This is a genomic window from Mesorhizobium sp. 01N446 (genome assembly GCF_056399285.1).
This window is the reverse complement of the sequence record NZ_JBFTRA010000001.1, coordinates 960,422-975,650: the sequence shown is the minus strand read 5'-3', so window position 1 is coordinate 975,650 and position 15,229 is coordinate 960,422. Positions and strand designations below refer to the sequence as shown.

General features: G+C 64.6%; 18 protein-coding genes. 9 read left to right on the top strand and 9 right to left on the bottom strand.

What is annotated here, in order from left to right; translation table 11 throughout:
* Window positions 1-4: 4 nt before the first annotated feature.
* Together AC1DPX_RS04555 and AC1DPX_RS04550 are read right to left on the bottom strand one after the other, a co-directional pair.
* The gene (locus AC1DPX_RS04555) at window positions 5-946 is read right to left on the bottom strand and encodes a CHAD domain-containing protein (protein WP_477234882.1); all 942 of its coding nucleotides are present in this window, start codon (window positions 944-946) and stop codon (window positions 5-7) included.
* On the bottom strand, window positions 943-1,416 hold the full coding sequence (locus AC1DPX_RS04550) for a CYTH domain-containing protein (protein ID WP_202357015.1): 474 nt from the start codon (window positions 1,414-1,416) through the stop codon (window positions 943-945). Before AC1DPX_RS04550 ends, AC1DPX_RS04555 begins: the two co-directional genes overlap by 4 nt.
* A 90-nt stretch (window positions 1,417-1,506) precedes the next feature.
* Between AC1DPX_RS04550 and AC1DPX_RS04545 the strand changes: the two genes are divergently transcribed.
* The 4 genes from AC1DPX_RS04545 to AC1DPX_RS04530 are packed head-to-tail and all read left to right on the top strand — an operon-like array spanning window position 1,507 to window position 5,232.
* A complete protein-coding gene (locus tag AC1DPX_RS04545) occupies window positions 1,507-2,232 on the top strand; it encodes a DUF1956 domain-containing protein (RefSeq protein ID WP_477234880.1) in 726 nt (241 codons plus the stop codon).
* Window positions 2,229-3,182, top strand: a complete 954-nt coding sequence (locus AC1DPX_RS04540) for an HlyD family secretion protein (RefSeq protein ID WP_477234878.1) — start codon at window positions 2,229-2,231, stop codon at window positions 3,180-3,182. Before AC1DPX_RS04545 ends, AC1DPX_RS04540 begins: the two co-directional genes overlap by 4 nt.
* Window positions 3,179-4,099 (top strand): ABC transporter ATP-binding protein, encoded by a 921-nt coding sequence (locus AC1DPX_RS04535; RefSeq protein WP_477234876.1) that lies wholly within the window; start codon window positions 3,179-3,181, stop codon window positions 4,097-4,099. The genes AC1DPX_RS04540 and AC1DPX_RS04535 overlap by 4 nt, the downstream gene beginning before the upstream one ends.
* Window positions 4,096-5,232, top strand: coding sequence for an ABC transporter permease (locus tag AC1DPX_RS04530; RefSeq protein ID WP_477234874.1), 1,137 nt, complete (start codon window positions 4,096-4,098; stop codon window positions 5,230-5,232). The genes AC1DPX_RS04535 and AC1DPX_RS04530 overlap by 4 nt, the downstream gene beginning before the upstream one ends.
* 62 nt (window positions 5,233-5,294) lie before the next feature.
* Here the strand turns inward: AC1DPX_RS04530 and AC1DPX_RS04525 are convergent, their stop codons facing one another.
* Both AC1DPX_RS04525 and AC1DPX_RS04520 read right to left on the bottom strand, forming a co-directional pair.
* The gene (locus tag AC1DPX_RS04525) at window positions 5,295-6,278 is read right to left on the bottom strand and encodes a threonine/serine dehydratase (RefSeq protein ID WP_477234872.1); all 984 of its coding nucleotides are present in this window, start codon (window positions 6,276-6,278) and stop codon (window positions 5,295-5,297) included.
* 339 nt (window positions 6,279-6,617) lie between these two features.
* Window positions 6,618-6,938, bottom strand: a complete 321-nt coding sequence (locus AC1DPX_RS04520; RefSeq protein WP_202357009.1) for a hypothetical protein — start codon at window positions 6,936-6,938, stop codon at window positions 6,618-6,620.
* Between the two features lie 175 nt (window positions 6,939-7,113).
* Here AC1DPX_RS04520 and mbfA point away from each other — a divergent pair, with 175 nt between their 5' ends.
* The gene (gene mbfA, locus AC1DPX_RS04515; RefSeq protein ID WP_202357008.1) at window positions 7,114-8,097 is read left to right on the top strand and encodes an iron exporter MbfA; all 984 of its coding nucleotides are present in this window, start codon (window positions 7,114-7,116) and stop codon (window positions 8,095-8,097) included.
* Window positions 8,098-8,244: 147 nt separating this feature from the next.
* Here mbfA and AC1DPX_RS04510 read toward each other — a convergent pair whose 3' ends face one another.
* The 3 genes from AC1DPX_RS04510 to AC1DPX_RS04500 all read right to left on the bottom strand — a co-directional run bounded on the left by AC1DPX_RS04510 (window position 8,245) and on the right by AC1DPX_RS04500 (window position 9,227).
* The gene (locus tag AC1DPX_RS04510) at window positions 8,245-8,589 is read right to left on the bottom strand and encodes an antibiotic biosynthesis monooxygenase family protein (protein WP_477234870.1); all 345 of its coding nucleotides are present in this window, start codon (window positions 8,587-8,589) and stop codon (window positions 8,245-8,247) included.
* On the bottom strand, window positions 8,586-8,918 hold the full coding sequence (locus tag AC1DPX_RS04505; protein ID WP_477234869.1) for an NIPSNAP family protein: 333 nt from the start codon (window positions 8,916-8,918) through the stop codon (window positions 8,586-8,588). The genes AC1DPX_RS04510 and AC1DPX_RS04505 overlap by 4 nt, the downstream gene beginning before the upstream one ends.
* Window positions 8,919-9,011: 93 nt before the next feature.
* Window positions 9,012-9,227: a DUF1127 domain-containing protein gene (locus AC1DPX_RS04500; RefSeq protein ID WP_477234867.1), complete on the bottom strand. Its 216-nt coding sequence runs from the start codon at window positions 9,225-9,227 to the stop codon at window positions 9,012-9,014.
* A 68-nt stretch (window positions 9,228-9,295) separates the two neighbouring features.
* Here AC1DPX_RS04500 and AC1DPX_RS04495 point away from each other — a divergent pair, with 68 nt between their 5' ends.
* A complete protein-coding gene (locus AC1DPX_RS04495; protein ID WP_477234865.1) occupies window positions 9,296-9,970 on the top strand; it encodes an ArsR/SmtB family transcription factor in 675 nt (224 codons plus the stop codon).
* Between the two features lie 10 nt (window positions 9,971-9,980).
* Here AC1DPX_RS04495 and ligD read toward each other — a convergent pair whose 3' ends face one another.
* Together ligD and ku are read right to left on the bottom strand one after the other, a co-directional pair.
* A complete protein-coding gene (gene ligD, locus AC1DPX_RS04490; protein WP_477234863.1) occupies window positions 9,981-12,482 on the bottom strand; it encodes a DNA ligase D in 2,502 nt (833 codons plus the stop codon).
* Between the two features lie 12 nt (window positions 12,483-12,494).
* Entirely contained in the window at window positions 12,495-13,376 is an 882-nt protein-coding gene (gene ku / locus AC1DPX_RS04485; protein WP_477234861.1) for a non-homologous end joining protein Ku, read from the bottom strand.
* A 378-nt stretch (window positions 13,377-13,754) separates the two neighbouring features.
* Here ku and AC1DPX_RS04480 point away from each other — a divergent pair, with 378 nt between their 5' ends.
* The 3 genes from AC1DPX_RS04480 (at window position 13,755) to AC1DPX_RS04470 (ending at window position 15,213) form a co-directional block, all read left to right on the top strand.
* Window positions 13,755-13,895, top strand: a complete 141-nt coding sequence (locus tag AC1DPX_RS04480; RefSeq protein ID WP_202357002.1) for a hypothetical protein — start codon at window positions 13,755-13,757, stop codon at window positions 13,893-13,895.
* 148 nt (window positions 13,896-14,043) lie between these two features.
* Complete coding sequence (locus AC1DPX_RS04475; protein ID WP_477234859.1) at window positions 14,044-14,565, top strand: thiol-disulfide oxidoreductase DCC family protein; 522 nt, start codon at window positions 14,044-14,046, stop codon at window positions 14,563-14,565.
* A gap of 279 nt (window positions 14,566-14,844) precedes the next feature.
* The gene (locus AC1DPX_RS04470) at window positions 14,845-15,213 is read left to right on the top strand and encodes a YciI family protein (protein WP_202357001.1); all 369 of its coding nucleotides are present in this window, start codon (window positions 14,845-14,847) and stop codon (window positions 15,211-15,213) included.
* Window positions 15,214-15,229 lie beyond the last annotated feature (16 nt).

The following is a 15,229-nucleotide window of genomic DNA, read 5'->3' as shown; positions in this document are numbered from 1 at the left end:
CTGATCAGCCGGCGGAAGCACTCGCCTCGTCATGCGGCGGGCTGGCCAGGTCGTCGCGCACCTTGCGGGCCAGTTTGCGTGTCGAGCGCTTGGGGCTGTCGCCGAACAGCTCGGCTGCTTCGGCAAGACAGGATCTCCTCAGGCTCTTCTCCGAGCGTTTCAAGAGCTTGCCGAGAAGCTTCGTGTCCTCACGCGGCCCCAGAGGCTCATCGTCGGCCTCGAGCAGCGCGCGCATGACGAACAGGTCGTGCAGTTCGCCAAGCCGCTCGCCCAACTCATCGACGGCCTTGCGCCGCGCCTTGATCGGCGTCGGCCACAGCCTGCCCAGCAGCGACAGGTGCATGCCATGCGTCTTGGCCGCCTTGCGCAGATCGTGGAAATCATTGGCTTCACCGCGCGCGCCGGCCCTGTCGAGCGCCTTTTTGGCGCGCCGCAAGGTGACACGGGCGCCTTCGGCAAGCACGTCGGCCGCCTGTTCCGGCTGGTCGGGCAAGGCAAGGCTTTCGATCCGCTTCATGCCGTCTTCGCAGGCGGCGGTCGCCGCGCCGATCGTCGCTTCGAGGCCGGCGCCCTCATGCAGATCGTGCTGACGCGCGATCAGCCTGTCGCGCACGGCATCCAGCCCGCCATCGGCGCTCTCCTTGGCAAAAGCCGCCGCCAGCCGGTCGACGGTCTCGATCAGCGCCGTCGCCTCGCGCGGTCCGGCAAGCAGCGCCGCCACGTTGCGATAGCATTGGTTCTCTGTCGTACAGAATGTTTCGTCACCGGAATGAACCAGGCGCAGCAAGGCGCGAACGCTCTTCAGTCGCTTGCGGCATTTGTGCAGTCCCTGTTCCGGCCGGCTGCGTGCCGCATCCAGATGCTGCAGCGCCTTGCCGATTTCCTCGGCAAGGATGCGCCGGACCTCGCCGGTCAGCGGCAGGCGCGGGTCGATGCGAAAGCTCATGCGGCGATCTCCGGTATCCCCCCGAGGGCGAGCGACGCGTTGTAGAATTTCTGCTCGCCGGTCACTTCACGGCCGAGCCAGTCAGGCAGCATTTCGTCCGGCACATCTTCCGGAGTCTCGAGTTCGGCCACCACAAGTCCCGCGAGTGCGCCGCCGAAGACATCGACTTCATAGAGATAGCCGCGATGCCTAACATGGTGACGTGTCTTCTCGATGACACGTCCGATGGCGAAGTCCAGCATCTCCCGGGCATCCGCCAGTGGTATCGGATATTCGAACTCGTCGCGCTCGCGCACGCCGCTGCCGAATTTGAGCGTCAGCTTGGCGGAAGCGCCGTCGCTGATGCGGATGCGGACGGTTCGCCCCGGCGCCGTGGCGAGATAGAACTGGAGAATGCGGATATTCGACTCGGCCAGCTCCCGCCATACGGTGCTGGAGACCAGGAACTTGCGCTCGACTTCCTTGCCCATGGCCGCGCACTAAAGCGTCTGGCGCGGGCGATGGCAAGACGACTCCGAACACAAGTTGACTTTAATCAATCGATTGATTAAAGACCTGCCATGACCAGATTGCCCGACGCGAAAAATCCACGCCGCGAGACCTCTCCGGAGCTGACCCGTGCCGCACTCGTGCAGGCGGCGCTGAAACTGTTCGGCCGGCAGGGTTTCGACGGCACCTCGACCCGTGAGATCGCCGCCGAGGCGCAGGCCAATATCGGCTCGATCGCCTATCATTTCGGCGGCAAGGAAGGCCTCCGCGCCGCCGCCGCCGACTATATCGTCGAGACYATCCAGGCGGTTGCCGGTCAAGCACTGGGCGCCGGCAGCCAGGCGCCAGGCAGTGGCCAGGCCGCGCCGGCCAGGGATGCGGAGGCGGCGCGCGCGCAGCTTTTCGCCGCAATAGAGGGAATCGTCGGCTTTGTCGTGGTGCAGCCGCACGCCGGCGAAATCGTGCAGTTCTTGCTGCGCGAACTGCAGCAGCCCACCGCTGCGCTCGACCGCATCTATAACGGTGTGTTCGAGCCGACGCATCGCCGGCTGTGCCATCTCTGGGAGCAGGCGACCGGCGAGCCGGCCGAAAGCGAGCGGACCCGGCTCACCGTGTTCACGCTGGTCGGCCAAGTCGTCTATTTCCGCATCGGCCGCGAGGCGGTGAAGCGCCGCATGGGCTGGCACGACATCGGCGCCGCCGAGGCCGCCAAGGTCGTGGCGGTCACGACGGACAATCTCAGCGCCATCCTGGCCGCCCGAATGGGATCAAAACCCAAAATGGGATCAAAAGAATGAGTTTCCTCTGCTCCTTGCCGCTTGCCGCCCAGATCTTCGGGGCCTGTGCCCCCGCCGCGCCACTCGCCGTCGGCTATGTCGAGGGCGACTATGTGCTGCTGGCGCCCATCGAGGTGGCACAGGTCGATACGGTCACCGTCAAGCGCGGGGATCGCGTCACGCCGGGCACGCCCGTGGTGACGCTGGAAAGCGCCGACGCCAGGATCGCGGTGGCGCAAGCCGAAGCCGGTCTTGCGCAGGCTCAGGCGCAGCTTGCCGACCTGCAGGTCGGCAAGCGGCCGGAAGAGATCGCCGTGCTCAAGGCCGAGGTCGACATGGCGAGAGCCCAGGCGGCCGACGCCAAGCGCAAATACGACCGCGCCGCCGATCTGTTCAAGCGTGGCGCCGGCACGCAGGCCGACTATGACACCGCCTCGGCGACGCTGGAGACCGCCAACGCCCAGGTCGGCCAGGCCGAGGCCAATCTCGCCGTCGGCGGCCTGCCGGCGCGGCCCGAGACGATCAAGGCCGCCGACAATCAGGTCAAGCAGGCTCAGTCGACGCTCGAGCAGGCGCAGTGGCGATTGTCAAAACGGGTGCTTGCGGCACCCTCACCCGGCCGCGTCAACGACGTCATCCGCAATCCAGGCGACACCGCCGGCCCGACCGCGCCGGTCATCTCTATGCTGCCGAACGGCGCGGTGAAGCTCAGCGTCTACATACCGGAAGCCGCCTTCGCCTCGGTCAGGACCGGCAGCCTGCTCAGCGTTCATTGCGACGGCTGCGGCCCGAACGTGAGGGCGCGCGTGAGCTATGTCTCGCCCGATCCCGAATTCACCCCTCCGGTGATCTATTCGCTCGAGAACCGGCAGAAGCTGGTCTATCTCGTCGAGGCACGGCCGGAAGGCGATGCCGGCCCGCTGCAGCCCGGCCAGATCGTCGACGTCGATCTCGCGGAAACGGCAAAATGAACGCCATCGACGTTCATGGCCTGGTCAAGCGCTTCGGCGACAAGACCGTCGTCGACCATGTGACGATGTCGGTCGCCGAGGGCGAGATCGTCGGCTTCCTCGGCCCCAACGGCTCGGGCAAGACCACCACCATCCGCATCATGTGCGGGCTGCTGACGCCGGACGAGGGCGAGGGCACGGTGCTGGGTTTCAACATCCGCACGGAATCGCTCAGGATCAAGCGCGAAGTCGGCTACATGACGCAGAAATTCTCGTTCTACGAGGACCTGACCATCGGCGAGAATCTTCAATTCGTGGCGCGGCTCTACCAGCTGAAGCCGGTCGAAGACTATGTCGCAAAGACGCTGGACGAACTCGGCCTTACGTCGCGCCGCAACCAGCTGGCCGGTACGCTGTCCGGCGGCTGGAAGCAGCGGCTGGCGCTCGCCGCCTGCATCATGCACAAGCCGAAGCTGCTGCTGCTCGACGAGCCGACGGCCGGCGTCGACCCCAAGGCGCGGCGCGAATTCTGGGACGAGATCCATCGCCTCGCCAGCGGCGGGCTGACCGTGCTGGTCTCGACCCACTACATGGACGAGGCCGAGCGCTGCCACCGCATCAGCTACATCTCCTACGGCAAGATGCTGGCCACCGGCACCGTCGACGAGGTGGTCAGGAATGCCGGGCTGACGACCTTCGTGGTCCAGGGGCCGCTGCTGGCCAAGGTGGCGCAAGAGCTGCAGGGCCGCCCTGGCGTCGACCAGGTGGCGCCGTTCGGCGCCACGCTGCATGTCGTGGGGTCCGACAGGAAGAAGCTCGAAGCGGCCCTTGCCGGTGTCGAGAAGGAGCACAAGGGCGTGACGGTGGCGCCGGGCGAAACCAGCCTGGAGGATGTCTTCATCCAGTTCATGTCGGGGTCGAAGGACAACATGGCATGAACGGCGTCTTCTCCTTTGCCCGGCTTGGCGCGCTGCTGATCAAGGAATTCATCCAGATGCGGCGCGACCGCATCACCTTCGCCATGATGCTCGGCGTGCCGCTGCTGCAGCTGGTTCTGTTCGGCTTCGCCATCAACAACRATCCCAAGGGCTTGCCGACGGCGCTGGTGGCGATGAGCAACGACCAGTATACGCGCGCCATGGTCTCGGCGCTGCAGGTGACGGGCTACTATCATTTCGACCATGTCACCGAAAGCGCCGAAGAGGCGGAGTTCCTGATGGCGCGCGGCGACGTTTCCTTCGTCGTCACCATCCCGGCCGACTTCGCCAGGCGCGTCGAGCGCGGCGACAATCCGCAGATCCTGATCGAGGCCGACGCGACCGATCCGTCGGCGGCGAGCGGCGCGATTTCCACGCTGAGCACGGTGGCGAGCCAGGCGCTGCTGCGCGCGCAAGGCATGCAGGCGGCGGCCGCCGAGAATGCCAGGCAGCAGCTGCAGGTGGTGGTGCACCATCGCTACAATCCCGAAGGCATTTCGCAATACAACATCGTGCCCGGCCTGCTCGGCGTCATCCTGCAGATGACCATGGTGATGATGACGGCCATGGCGCTGACCCGCGAAACCGAGCGCGGCACGATGGAGAACCTGCTCGCCATGCCGTCCAGCCCGGCCGAGATCATGCTGGGCAAGGTGCTGCCCTTCCTTGTCGTCGGCGCGGTCCAGGTGGCGGTGGTGCTGGTGGCGGCCAAGCTGTTGTTCGACATCCCGTTCGTCGGCAGCCTGACGCTGCTGTTGTCGTCGGTGCTTGTCTTCGTGCTGTCGCTGGTGCTGCTCGGTTACACCATCTCGACCATGGCCCGCTCGCAGATGCAGGCCATGCAGCTCACCTTCTTTTTCTTCCTGCCGTCGCTGCTCTTGTCCGGCTTCATGTTCCCCTATCGCGGCATGCCGGGCTGGGCCCAGACGCTGGGCGAAATCTTCCCGCTGACGCATTTCCTGCGCATCACGCGCGCGGTCATGCTGAAGGGCGCCGACTTCCACGCCATCGCCACCGAGATCGGCTGGCTGGCCGTGTTCGTGCTGGTGTTCGCGGGAACCGCGCTTTTGCGGTTCAGGCGCACGCTGGACTGACCACGCGCAAGGAGGCTGCTGGTGATGCGACCTTCAGACGCCAGGATTGGGCGGGACAGCGATCAGGCGGCCGCCATGATTTCGGCATAGGTGCCGAAATCGACATTGCCGCCGGACAGCACCACGGCGACGCATTTGCCTGACAGATCGATCTCGCCCGAAGACAGCGCAGCCAGCGCCACGCATCCGCCCGGCTCGACCACCAGCTTGAGATAGGCCATGGCGTCGCGCATCGCCTGCGCCGTCGCCTTGTCGGAGACGGCGATGGCGCCGGCGAGGTTCTTGCGGTTGATCTCGAAGGTGATGGCGCCCGGCTCGGCGGTCAGGATCGCGTCGCAGATCGAACTGTAACCCGGTTCGTTCGAAACCCGGGCGCCGGCGACGAGCGAGCGGCGCGTGTCGTCGAAATGCTCGGGCTCGACCGCCCAGACCGCGGTGTCTGGCGAGGCATCCTTGACCGCGACCGAAATCCCGCTCGACAGGCCGCCGCCCCCGCAGGGTATGACGACAGCGTCGAGGTCGACGCCAAGCGCCCTGGCCTGCCGCATCAGTTCAAGGCCGATCGTGCCTTGCCCGGCAATGATGGCCGGATCGTCGAACGGCGGTACCAGCACCATGCCCTTGTCGGTATAGGGGCGAACCACGGTCATGCGGTCATCGCGAAAGCGGTCGAACGGCACCACCTCCGCGCCCATCTTGCGGACATTGCCGATCTTCATCGCCGGCGCATCCGCCGGCATGGCGATGACCGCCTTGACGCCGAACATGGCGGCGGAAGCGGCGACTCCTTGCGCATGATTGCCCGAGGAGAAGGCGACGACGCCACGGCTGCGCTCTTCCTCGCTCAGCGACGACAGCTTGTTGTAGGCGCCGCGGAACTTGAACGAGCCGGTGCGCTGCAGCGTCTCCGGCTTGAACAGGATGCGCCCGCCGAAGCGCTTGTTCAGCTCCGCCGATTCGAGCAGCGGGGTTTCGACGATCAGGCCGGAGAGGCGAGCCGCGGCGGCGTGGATGTCGGCGATGCCGGGAGGGGTGGTGGCGGTCATGCGAGGTCCAGTGGAAGAGGCATTCTCTTCTCATGATGCCCGCAAAGACACGCGGCGTACCATTGAAAAAATGTGACCGTGACAATGTTGGTGAGTCACTGCCAACGGCAGCGCTGCCCCTCACCTTGCCTGCCGGCATCCTCGCCCCGTATAGCGACGGGAAGAGGAGCGATGTTGTCGGCGGTTTCGCCAGCGAGTGAGCGTGGCAAAAGAGGCGGCGGCGCTGAAACAGCTTCTTTCTCCCCGCTTACGGGGGAGAAATGCCCGGGAGGGCAATGAGAGGCGGCGCTGAGATCGCCAGTTGGCCGCTTCCTGTCCACCAGGCCGTTTAGCCCAGGCCTAGCCAAGCAGCGTCCGCTGCCTCTTCGTCCCGCCAAGCTTGCGCCAATTGTTGAAGCGGTGCGTCGCGGCGGCGAACGAGATCTTCATCTGCTGGGCCACCGAATAGCGCGACTTGCCTTCGTCGAACAGGCGGTAGCAGCACTCGACCCCTTCCTCGGTCAGCTTGCCGTCCGGGGCCTTGTTGTGCGGGTTGGCGGGGTCGAATTTTTCGATCTGCTGCTCGACCAGGCCTTTCAGCCGCTGCAGATCGGCCTCGATGCTGGCGATGAGATCGAGGACGGGTTTCGGATCGAAATGCTGGGGGTGCGGTTTCGTCATGCGGGATCCTCACTCTTGTCTTAGGTTCAGCTATATAGGTTAATCTTCATCAATAATGAAGAGGTGGAGCCGCTTGCACTCTTCAACAATTCTTGAACCCGTGACCCTCAGCGCGATTGACCCGGAGCACGCCAAACCCTAGTTTAGAACAATTCTAAACTAGGGTGATTTTCTCATGCTTTCCCGTGTTTTCGGCTTCGGCCGCCGCCCCTTCGAATCGCTCTCCGAGCAGGAGATCCTGGCGCTGGCCATTTCATCCGAGGAAGATGACGGGCGCATCTACCGCGCCTATGCCGACGGGCTGGCGGAAAGCTTTCCGCAATCGGCAAAGGTGTTCGAGGCGATGGCCGAGGAAGAGGACGGCCATCGCGACTCCCTCATCGAGCTCTTCCGCAAGCGCTTCGGCGAGCGCATTCCGCTGATCCGGCGCGAACATGTGAGGGGCTATTATGAACGCAAGCCCGATTGGCTGGTGAGGCCGCTCGGCATCGAGCATGTCCGCCGCCAGGCCGAGGCGATGGAGCAGCAGGCCTACCGTTTCTATGTCGAAGCGGCCAAGCGCACCACGGATGCCTCGACCCGCAAACTGCTCGGCGACCTGGCGGCGGCCGAGCAGGGGCACGAGAACTCGGCGCACCAACTGGAGCAGAAGCATGTTCCGGGCGACGTCAAGGACGAAGAGGCCACCGCCGAACAGCGCCAGTTCATCCTCACCTATGTCCAGCCGGGCCTTGCCGGATTGATGGACGGTTCGGTGTCGACGCTGGCGCCGATCTTCGCCGCCGCCTTTGCCACGCACGACACCTGGCAGACGCTGCTGGTCGGCCTTGCCGCCTCGATAGGCGCCGGCATTTCAATGGGCTTCACCGAGGTCGCCTCCGACGACGGCAAATTGTCGGGCCGCGGCTCACCGGTCAAGCGCGGCCTGACCGTCGGCATCATGACGACGCTCGGCGGTCTCGGTCACGCGCTGCCCTATCTCATCCCGAGCTTCTGGACGGCGACGGCGGTGGCGGCGGTCGTGGTGTTCTTCGAACTGTGGGCCATCGCCTTCGTCCAGAACCGCTACATGCAAACCCCGTTCCTGCGCGCCGCCTTCCAGGTAGTTCTGGGCGGCGCGCTGGTGTTCGCCGCGGGCGTGCTGATCGGGAATGCCTGAGGGCTGGACTCCCCCTCATCCGGCCGCTTTGCGGCCACCTTCTCCCCTCTGGGGAGAAGAGATTGGCTCCAGCGCCGGTGATCTCCTCTCCCCTCGGGGAGAGGTCAGCCGAGCGAAGCGGAGGCTGGGTGAGGGGGACTGCACGGCCTACCCATTCACCGCCCGGCTGTCCGCCGGCGCCTCGTCCCGTTGCGTCAGCCCRTAATCGCGCACCACATGCGCGATGCGCAGTCGGTAGCCGGCAAAGATACCGCCCCGGCCGGCCTGCTGCGCCTGCCGGTGCTCTTCGGTGTTGCGCCAGGCCCTCACCGCTTCCTCGTCGCGCCAGAACGACAGCGACAGGATGCGTTTGGGGTCGGCCAGGCTCTGGAAGCGTTCGATCGAGATGAAGCCGTCAATGCCGTCGAGCAAGGGACGCAGATTGGCGGCGATGCCGAGATAGGCATCGCGTTTGCCTTCCGCCGGTTCGACCTCGAAGATGACGGCGATCACGGCAGCACCAGCCTGGCGTGTGGCCCGGAGACGTGTTTCAGGAACATGCGGTCCTCCTTGAGGATGAATCGTTCACGCTTGGCAAACTCATAGTTTGCCTTGCCGGCGGGATCGGCGGCAAGCCGGGCGCGATAGGCTTCATAGGCCGCCAGGCTCTCGATGTTGTAGGCGGCGTAAGCGGTCGTCGCCGAGCCTTCATGCGGGGCATAGTAGCCGATCAGATCGGCGCCGCAGCGCGGAATGGCCTGGCCCCAGTTGCGGGCATACTCCTCGAAGGCGGCCTTGCCGAACGGGTCGATCTCATAGCGGATGAAGCAGGTGATGGGCATGGTCGTCTCCTTGAGGGTCGTGGTTTCGCATCGATAGTTCGAGCGGCGTCGAAACGTTGTGCTGTGCGATCTGCTAGGCAATTCCCTTGCAGGTCATGCCTGCCAGAAGGACTTCGCGCATTCGCGGCGCACGTCTTCCGGCGTCAGGCCGATGTCGCGCAGCAGGTGGTCGTCGATCTCCGAGAGGTCGCGACGTTGCAAATGGCGGTCATACCGGCGGGCCGGCAGCCGCGAGCGGACCCAGACGATGAACGGGAACGATCGGCGGCCGGGCAACGGTGCGAGGGTGAAGGTGGTTCTTACGGTCATCGTCGTCTCCTTGATCTGCTCGGAGAATAATGGTTATCTGACGAGAATGCTTCGACAAGGATCGAACTATGCGTGAAGGACCCGACATTGCCCGTATCGCCAGCCTGGTCGGCGACCCGGCGCGCGCCAACATGCTGAACGCCCTGATGGGCGGCACGGCGCTGACGGCGAGCGAACTGGCGCTGGAGGCCGGCGTGTCGCTGCCCACCGCCTCCTCGCATCTGTCGAAACTGATGGAAGGCGGGCTGCTGACTTTGGCCAGCCAGGGTCGCCATCGCTACTACGGCCTCGCCGGCCCGCAAGTCGCGGGCATGATCGAGGCCATAACCGGTGTCGCGGAAGCTGTTGGCCCCAAGCGCGTGCGGCCGGGTCCGCGCGACGGCGCCATGCGCGTGGCCCGCGTCTGCTACGACCACCTCGCCGGCGAGCAGGCCGTGGCCATGCTCGACCGTCTGGTCGAGAAGGAGATATTGCTGCGTGACGACAGGGAGATCAGGCTCGGCCCGTCGGCGGCATCGCATTTTTCCGCCATCGGCATCGACGTCGACGCCAGGCCGCGCCGGCCGGTATGCCGCGCCTGCCTCGACTGGAGCGTGCGCCGCTCGCACCTCGCCGGCACGCTGGGCGCCGCCATCCTCGACAAGATCCTCGCCGAGAAATGGGCGCGCCGCGAGAAGGACAGCCGTGCGGTGGTGTTCTCGCCGCCGGGGAAACAGGCGTTTGAGAGAGTGTTTTTGGCTTGAGCGGGGCAGCTCACCCGCGCTTCAACACCTTCCCCTGCTTGAAAAAATCCTTCCACGGATCGGCTTGCGCCAGCTTCGCCAGCGTCGTCTTGTCACCGATCGGAAAGGCGTTCGGCGCCAGGCCGGCCTCGATCTCGGCCCAGGTCACCGGCATCGACACGGTGGCGCCCTTCTTGGCGCGCGACGAATAGGGCGCGACCGTGGTCGAGCCCCTGCCATTGCGCAGATAGTCGACGAAGATCTTGCCGGTGCGCGCCTTTTTCGACAGCGTCGCCGTGTAGCGATCGGGGGCACCTTGTTCCAACGCCTTGGCGAAATCATGGGCGAAGGTTTTCACCGCCTCCCAATCCGCCGACGGTTTCAGCGGCACCAGCACATGATAGCCCTTGCCGCCCGACGTCTTGACGAAATTCGGCAGGGACAGCTCATCGAGCTTGCCCCTGATATCGAGCGCCGCCTCGCGCACCGCTTTCACATCGACGCCTTCATCGGGATCGAGATCGAAGATGATCTGGTCGGGTTGCTCGAGCTTGTCGATCGTGCAGCCCCAGATGTGGATCTCGACCACGCCGTACTGGACGAGTGCGGCGACCCCATCGAAATCCCGCACGAACAGGATCTCCTCGCCATCGGTCGGGTCCTTCATCCGGGCAATCTTGTCGCTCATCCCGGCCGAGGCATGTTTCTGGAAGAAGCGCGGACCGCCGACGCCGTCCGGCGCACGCACCAGGCTGAGCGGCCGGTTGACCACGAACTGCTCCATGCGCGGCCAAACCTGCGCGTAGTGCTCGAGCAGCCCCTGCTTGGAGATCTTTTCCTCGGGCCACAGCAGCTTGTCGGGATGGGAAAGCTTAACCGTCGTCGTCATCGTCCCGGCGGATGTTCCGGCGCCGCTTGACGCCGGCTTGGCCTTGCCTGTCGCTGCCTTGGGCTTTTCCTGCACAATTTCCTCCGCCGGCTTGTCCTCGCGCAGTCCCTGGAACGAGGCATGGCGTACTATACGGTCCGATGTCCAGCTGCGGAACTCCACTTCGCCGACAAGCTCCGGCTTGACCCAGACCATGCCCTTGCCCTTCGGCACGGCCTTGTCGAAAGGCGATTCCTTGGCCGTCAGCGCATCGAGCTTCTTCTTCAGCTCCGTCGCGCCCTTCGCGGAGAAACCGGTACCGACGCGCCCGGCATACTGCAGTTTGCCGCCCTCGTAATAGCCGACCAGCAGCGAGCGCAGCCCGCGCCCGGTCTTGTCCGAGGGCAGATAGCCGCCAATGACGAATTCCTGCCGCGCCGTGCATTTCGACTTCACCCAGGTCGGGCCGCGCCCGCTGCGATAGGGTGCGTCGGCGCGTTTGGAAACGACGCCTTCCAGCCCCATGCGGCAGGCATGCTCCAGCATGATCTTGCCGGGCTCGGAAAAATGGTCGGAGAAACGCACCGCCGCGTTTTCCGGCTGCTTGCCAAGCAGTTCCTGCAAGGCCTGCTTGCGCTCGACCAGCGGCTCGCCGCGCAAATCCTTGCCGTCGAGGCGCATCAGATCGAACACATAATAGAGGAAGCGGTTCGTCCGCTTCGCCGACAAATCCTGCTGCAGCAGCGCAAAGGACGAGACGCCGCTGTCGGCCAGCACGACGATCTCGCCATCGATGATGGCATCGTTGCATTTCAACGCGGCGAGTTCGGCAACGATCTCGCCGTCGAATTTCTCCGTCCAGTCGAGGCCGGTGCGGGTCAAGAGCCGCACATCGGTACCGGCGATCTGCGCCTGCATGCGATAGCCGTCGAATTTGACCTCGTGCAGCCAGTCCTTGCCGGGCGGTGCGTCCCGTTCGAGCGTCGCAAGCTGCGGTTCGATGAAGTCGAGTTTCCGGGCCGTGGTCTTTGCCTTGCCGGCGGCAGGCTTGTTGGAGTGCCAGACTTCAGGCTTCTCGCCCTTGGCCGCCTTGCCCTCGCCGACCTCCTCGATCGTCAGGCCCGACTTCACCGATTCCGGCTTGTCCTTCAAAATGTCTTCGCCCGGGCGCGCCGCGGCATCGTCCGACTTGATCAGCAGCCAGTTGTCGCGCTTTTCACCCGCCCGCGGCTTCAACCGCACCAGATGCCAAAGCCCATGCAGCTTGTGGCCCTTGAGCTCGAAGCTGATATGGCCCTTCTTCATCGCCTTGGCCGGGTCGGTCTCGGGCAGCCATGTGCCCTCGTCCCAGACGATGACGGAACCGCCGCCATATTCGCCCTTGGGGATCGTGCCCTCGAACGGCGCATAGTCGATCGGGTGGTCCTCGACATGGACGGCCAGCCGCTTCTCATGCGGATCGAGGCTGGGTCCCCGTGTCACCGCCCAGCTCCAAAGCACGCCGCCATGTTCCAGGCGAAGGTCGTAATGCAGCCTGGTCGCCGCGTGCTTGTGGATGACGAAGATACCGCCCGCCTCGCCCTTCCCTGTGCGCGCCACCTTGCCCGCCGGCTCCGACGTCTTCTTGAAATCGCGCTTGGCGTGATATTGTTCGAGGCCGGCCATCGTTCCCTGTCCTCAGGCCGATTTGCGCTTGGGCGCGGCAGCTTTCGGCTTGGCGCGTTTGGGCGCCGGCTTGGCTTTCGCGGATGATGCGTTTGCAGAGCGGGAATCCCCGGAATCCGACGACGACAGGCTCTTCTTCAGCGCGTCGAACAGATTGACGACGTTGGAGGGTTTTGGCGCCGCCTTGGCCTTAGGCGCCTTGTGCCCGGCCTTCTTGGCACGGATCAGTTCGAGCAGCGCGTCCTCATACTTGTCGTCGAATTTCGACGGATCGAATTTCGCTTTCTTCTTGTCGATGATCAGTTCGGCCAGATCGGTCATCTCCTGGTCGGTCTTCACCGCCTTGATCTCGTCGAACACGCTGTCCGGCTGGCGCACCGTATTGTCGTAGCGCAGCGTCGTCAGCACCATGCCCTTGCCCAGCGGCTCAATCACCACGGGGCGTTCTCGGCTGTAGAGCACGATGCGCGCCAGCCCGGCCATCTTCTTGCCTGCCATGGCATCGCGGATGACGGCGAACGCCTCCTCCGACACCTTGTCGGCCGGCGCCACATAGTAGGGCGTGTCGAGATAGATCTGCTGGATCGAGGCCTTGTCGACGAAGCCGTCGAGGCTCATCGTGTGCGAGGATTCGATTTGCACCGCCTCGATCTCGTCCTCCTCGATATGGACGAAATCGCCGTCGTCCAATTCATAGCCCTTGATCTCGTCGCCCTCATCCAGGGGCTTGCCGGTTTCGGCATCGACATAGATGCGCTTCACCGTGTTGCCGGTCTTGCGGTTGAGGATGCGAAACGAGACCCTTTCGGTGTGGGTGACGACATTGGTCAGTTCGACCGCGCAGGTGACCAGCGACAGCTTCAGATAACCCTTCCAGGCAGGTCGCGGCGCCATGGCAATTTCCCTCTAAGCGATCAGATGAAAGTCAGAACGGCCAGAGCCCGCTCCAGTTCCGCCCGCGCGCGACATTACGCATGCCAGGCGCGCCCGAGCCATCGGGGCGGCACGAACGGAAATTTCGCCCGCCGGCCAGAAATTGAAACAGAACCGCGCGCGGGCGACATTCAAACGAAACATATGTGATGCAAAAGTCACACAAGCCGGAATGGCGACAAAAGGCACGGAAACACCCCGAATCAGCCGCATTCCGGCCACGAAGCAACGGGTTTTCGACCAGATATTAACATCGTGTTCACCGACTATTCACGCCTCGATGCTATCCTTCGCGCAATTCGGAAGGGACATCCGAAAATCGGGACAGGGACAGGGTAAATGAACTTCCTCACGCACCTCATCGGCTACGCCGCCGCCATCCGCGAATTCGTCGCGCCGACCTATCGGCCGGAGCGCTATTACATGCGCGGCCCCGGTCCGGCTTGCGCCCGCCGCGGCACCTCGCTGGGCGTGCACTGACCATGACCTTCGAGAGCCGCCACAACAGCCGCATCTGCAGGCCGGGCGCCAACAGCCGCGCCACCACCTATCGTTCCGAGCGCCCGGCTCTGAGCGACGGGCGGCGTGCGACAACGCCACGTCTTTGATCCCGCCTCCGGCTGGCCTAGTGTCTGCGGACACGAGCAGCCGAGGCCCGCGTGACCGACCTTCCCCAGTCAAGTCTGTCCCAATCAATTCCGGCCCAGCCAAATCGGCCAGGCCCGGCCCTCCCGCTGAACCGTCTCTCGATGCAAGCCATCCGCTGATCGTCTTCGACGGCGTCTGCGTGCTGTGCTCCGGCTTCGTGCGCATGGTGGTCAGGCTGGATCGTCAAGGCCGCTTCCGCTTCGCCACCGCGCAATCGCCCTTCGGCGAAGCGCTGTTCAGGAAGCATGGGCTGCGCACGGACTCCTACGAAACCAATCTCGTTCTCATCGATGGCGTCGCGTTCACGAAGCTCGAGAGCTTTGTCGCGGTGATGTCGGCACTCGGCTGGCCGTGGCGCGCGGCAAAGGCGCTGTTGCTGCTGCCGCGCCCGCTGCGTGACTGGCTTTATAGGCGTATCGCCGGGAACCGCTACGCCCTGTTCGGCCGGAAGGACAGCTGCGACATCCCGTCGGTCGAGCTGCGCGGGCTCCTGATCGGCTGAAGGCCAATGCTTGTCTCTCAAAAGCGGCCTCGGTTTTGGGAGGCGACATGCACAAACAGAGAGCCGGAAGCGTCGCATGAATCCGCTTCGATGCGGCGCGCTTTCGGGCGGCAGCGCATGAGCCCAAGCCTTGATCAGCACGGGTGCGGGCTCCGCGCTTGCGCCGCGCCCGATCAGGACCGAAAGTTTTTTCTTGCGCCCTGTCGAAATCGGTCGACGCTGCGCGACATACGTCTTGGCCCCGCAAGGACGCGGCCTTCGAATCACGGGAGAAGACCCATGCGATACATGCTGATGATCAACAATGACGAAGCCACAATGGCGGCCATGCCGGTCGAGAAGGCCCAGCAGATGAGCGCGGCCTACAGCGCCTATACCGACGCGTTGAAACAGTCCGGCGCGTGGCTGGCCGGCGAGCGGCTGCGCCCGACCCAGGCGACCACCTCTGTGCGCATTGCCGACGGCAAGACCAACGTGATCGACGGCCCCTATGCCGACACCAAGGAGCAGCTCGCCGGCTTCTATATGATCGAGGCGGCCGACATCGACACCGCCATCGAATGGGCGGCGCGCTGCCCTGCGGCCAGCACCGGCACGGTCGAACTGCGGCCGATCTGGGAAATGGCCGACTACATGCCCAAGAAATGACGACCTGCCAAGAAAT

Coding starts and splice junctions, on each gene's coding strand:
- AC1DPX_RS04480 (WP_202357002.1), top strand. CDS start 13,755: ATGAACTTCCTCACGCACCTCATCGGCTACGCCGCCGCCATCCGCGAA.
- AC1DPX_RS04555 (WP_477234882.1), bottom strand. CDS start 946: ATGAGCTTTCGCATCGACCCGCGCCTGCCGCTGACCGGCGAGGTCCGG.
- AC1DPX_RS04540 (WP_477234878.1), top strand. CDS start 2,229: ATGAGTTTCCTCTGCTCCTTGCCGCTTGCCGCCCAGATCTTCGGGGCC.
- AC1DPX_RS04550 (WP_202357015.1), bottom strand. CDS start 1,416: ATGGGCAAGGAAGTCGAGCGCAAGTTCCTGGTCTCCAGCACCGTATGG.
- AC1DPX_RS04520 (WP_202357009.1), bottom strand. CDS start 6,938: ATGACGAAACCGCACCCCCAGCATTTCGATCCGAAACCCGTCCTCGAT.
- AC1DPX_RS04495 (WP_477234865.1), top strand. CDS start 9,296: ATGCGTGAAGGACCCGACATTGCCCGTATCGCCAGCCTGGTCGGCGAC.
- ligD (WP_477234863.1), bottom strand. CDS start 12,482: ATGGCCGGCCTCGAACAATATCACGCCAAGCGCGATTTCAAGAAGACG.
- AC1DPX_RS04525 (WP_477234872.1), bottom strand. CDS start 6,278: ATGACCGCCACCACCCCTCCCGGCATCGCCGACATCCACGCCGCCGCG.
- AC1DPX_RS04535 (WP_477234876.1), top strand. CDS start 3,179: ATGAACGCCATCGACGTTCATGGCCTGGTCAAGCGCTTCGGCGACAAG.
- AC1DPX_RS04470 (WP_202357001.1), top strand. CDS start 14,845: ATGCGATACATGCTGATGATCAACAATGACGAAGCCACAATGGCGGCC.
- mbfA (WP_202357008.1), top strand. CDS start 7,114: ATGCTTTCCCGTGTTTTCGGCTTCGGCCGCCGCCCCTTCGAATCGCTC.
- ku (WP_477234861.1), bottom strand. CDS start 13,376: ATGGCGCCGCGACCTGCCTGGAAGGGTTATCTGAAGCTGTCGCTGGTC.
- AC1DPX_RS04500 (WP_477234867.1), bottom strand. CDS start 9,227: ATGACCGTAAGAACCACCTTCACCCTCGCACCGTTGCCCGGCCGCCGA.
- AC1DPX_RS04505 (WP_477234869.1), bottom strand. CDS start 8,918: ATGCCCATCACCTGCTTCATCCGCTATGAGATCGACCCGTTCGGCAAG.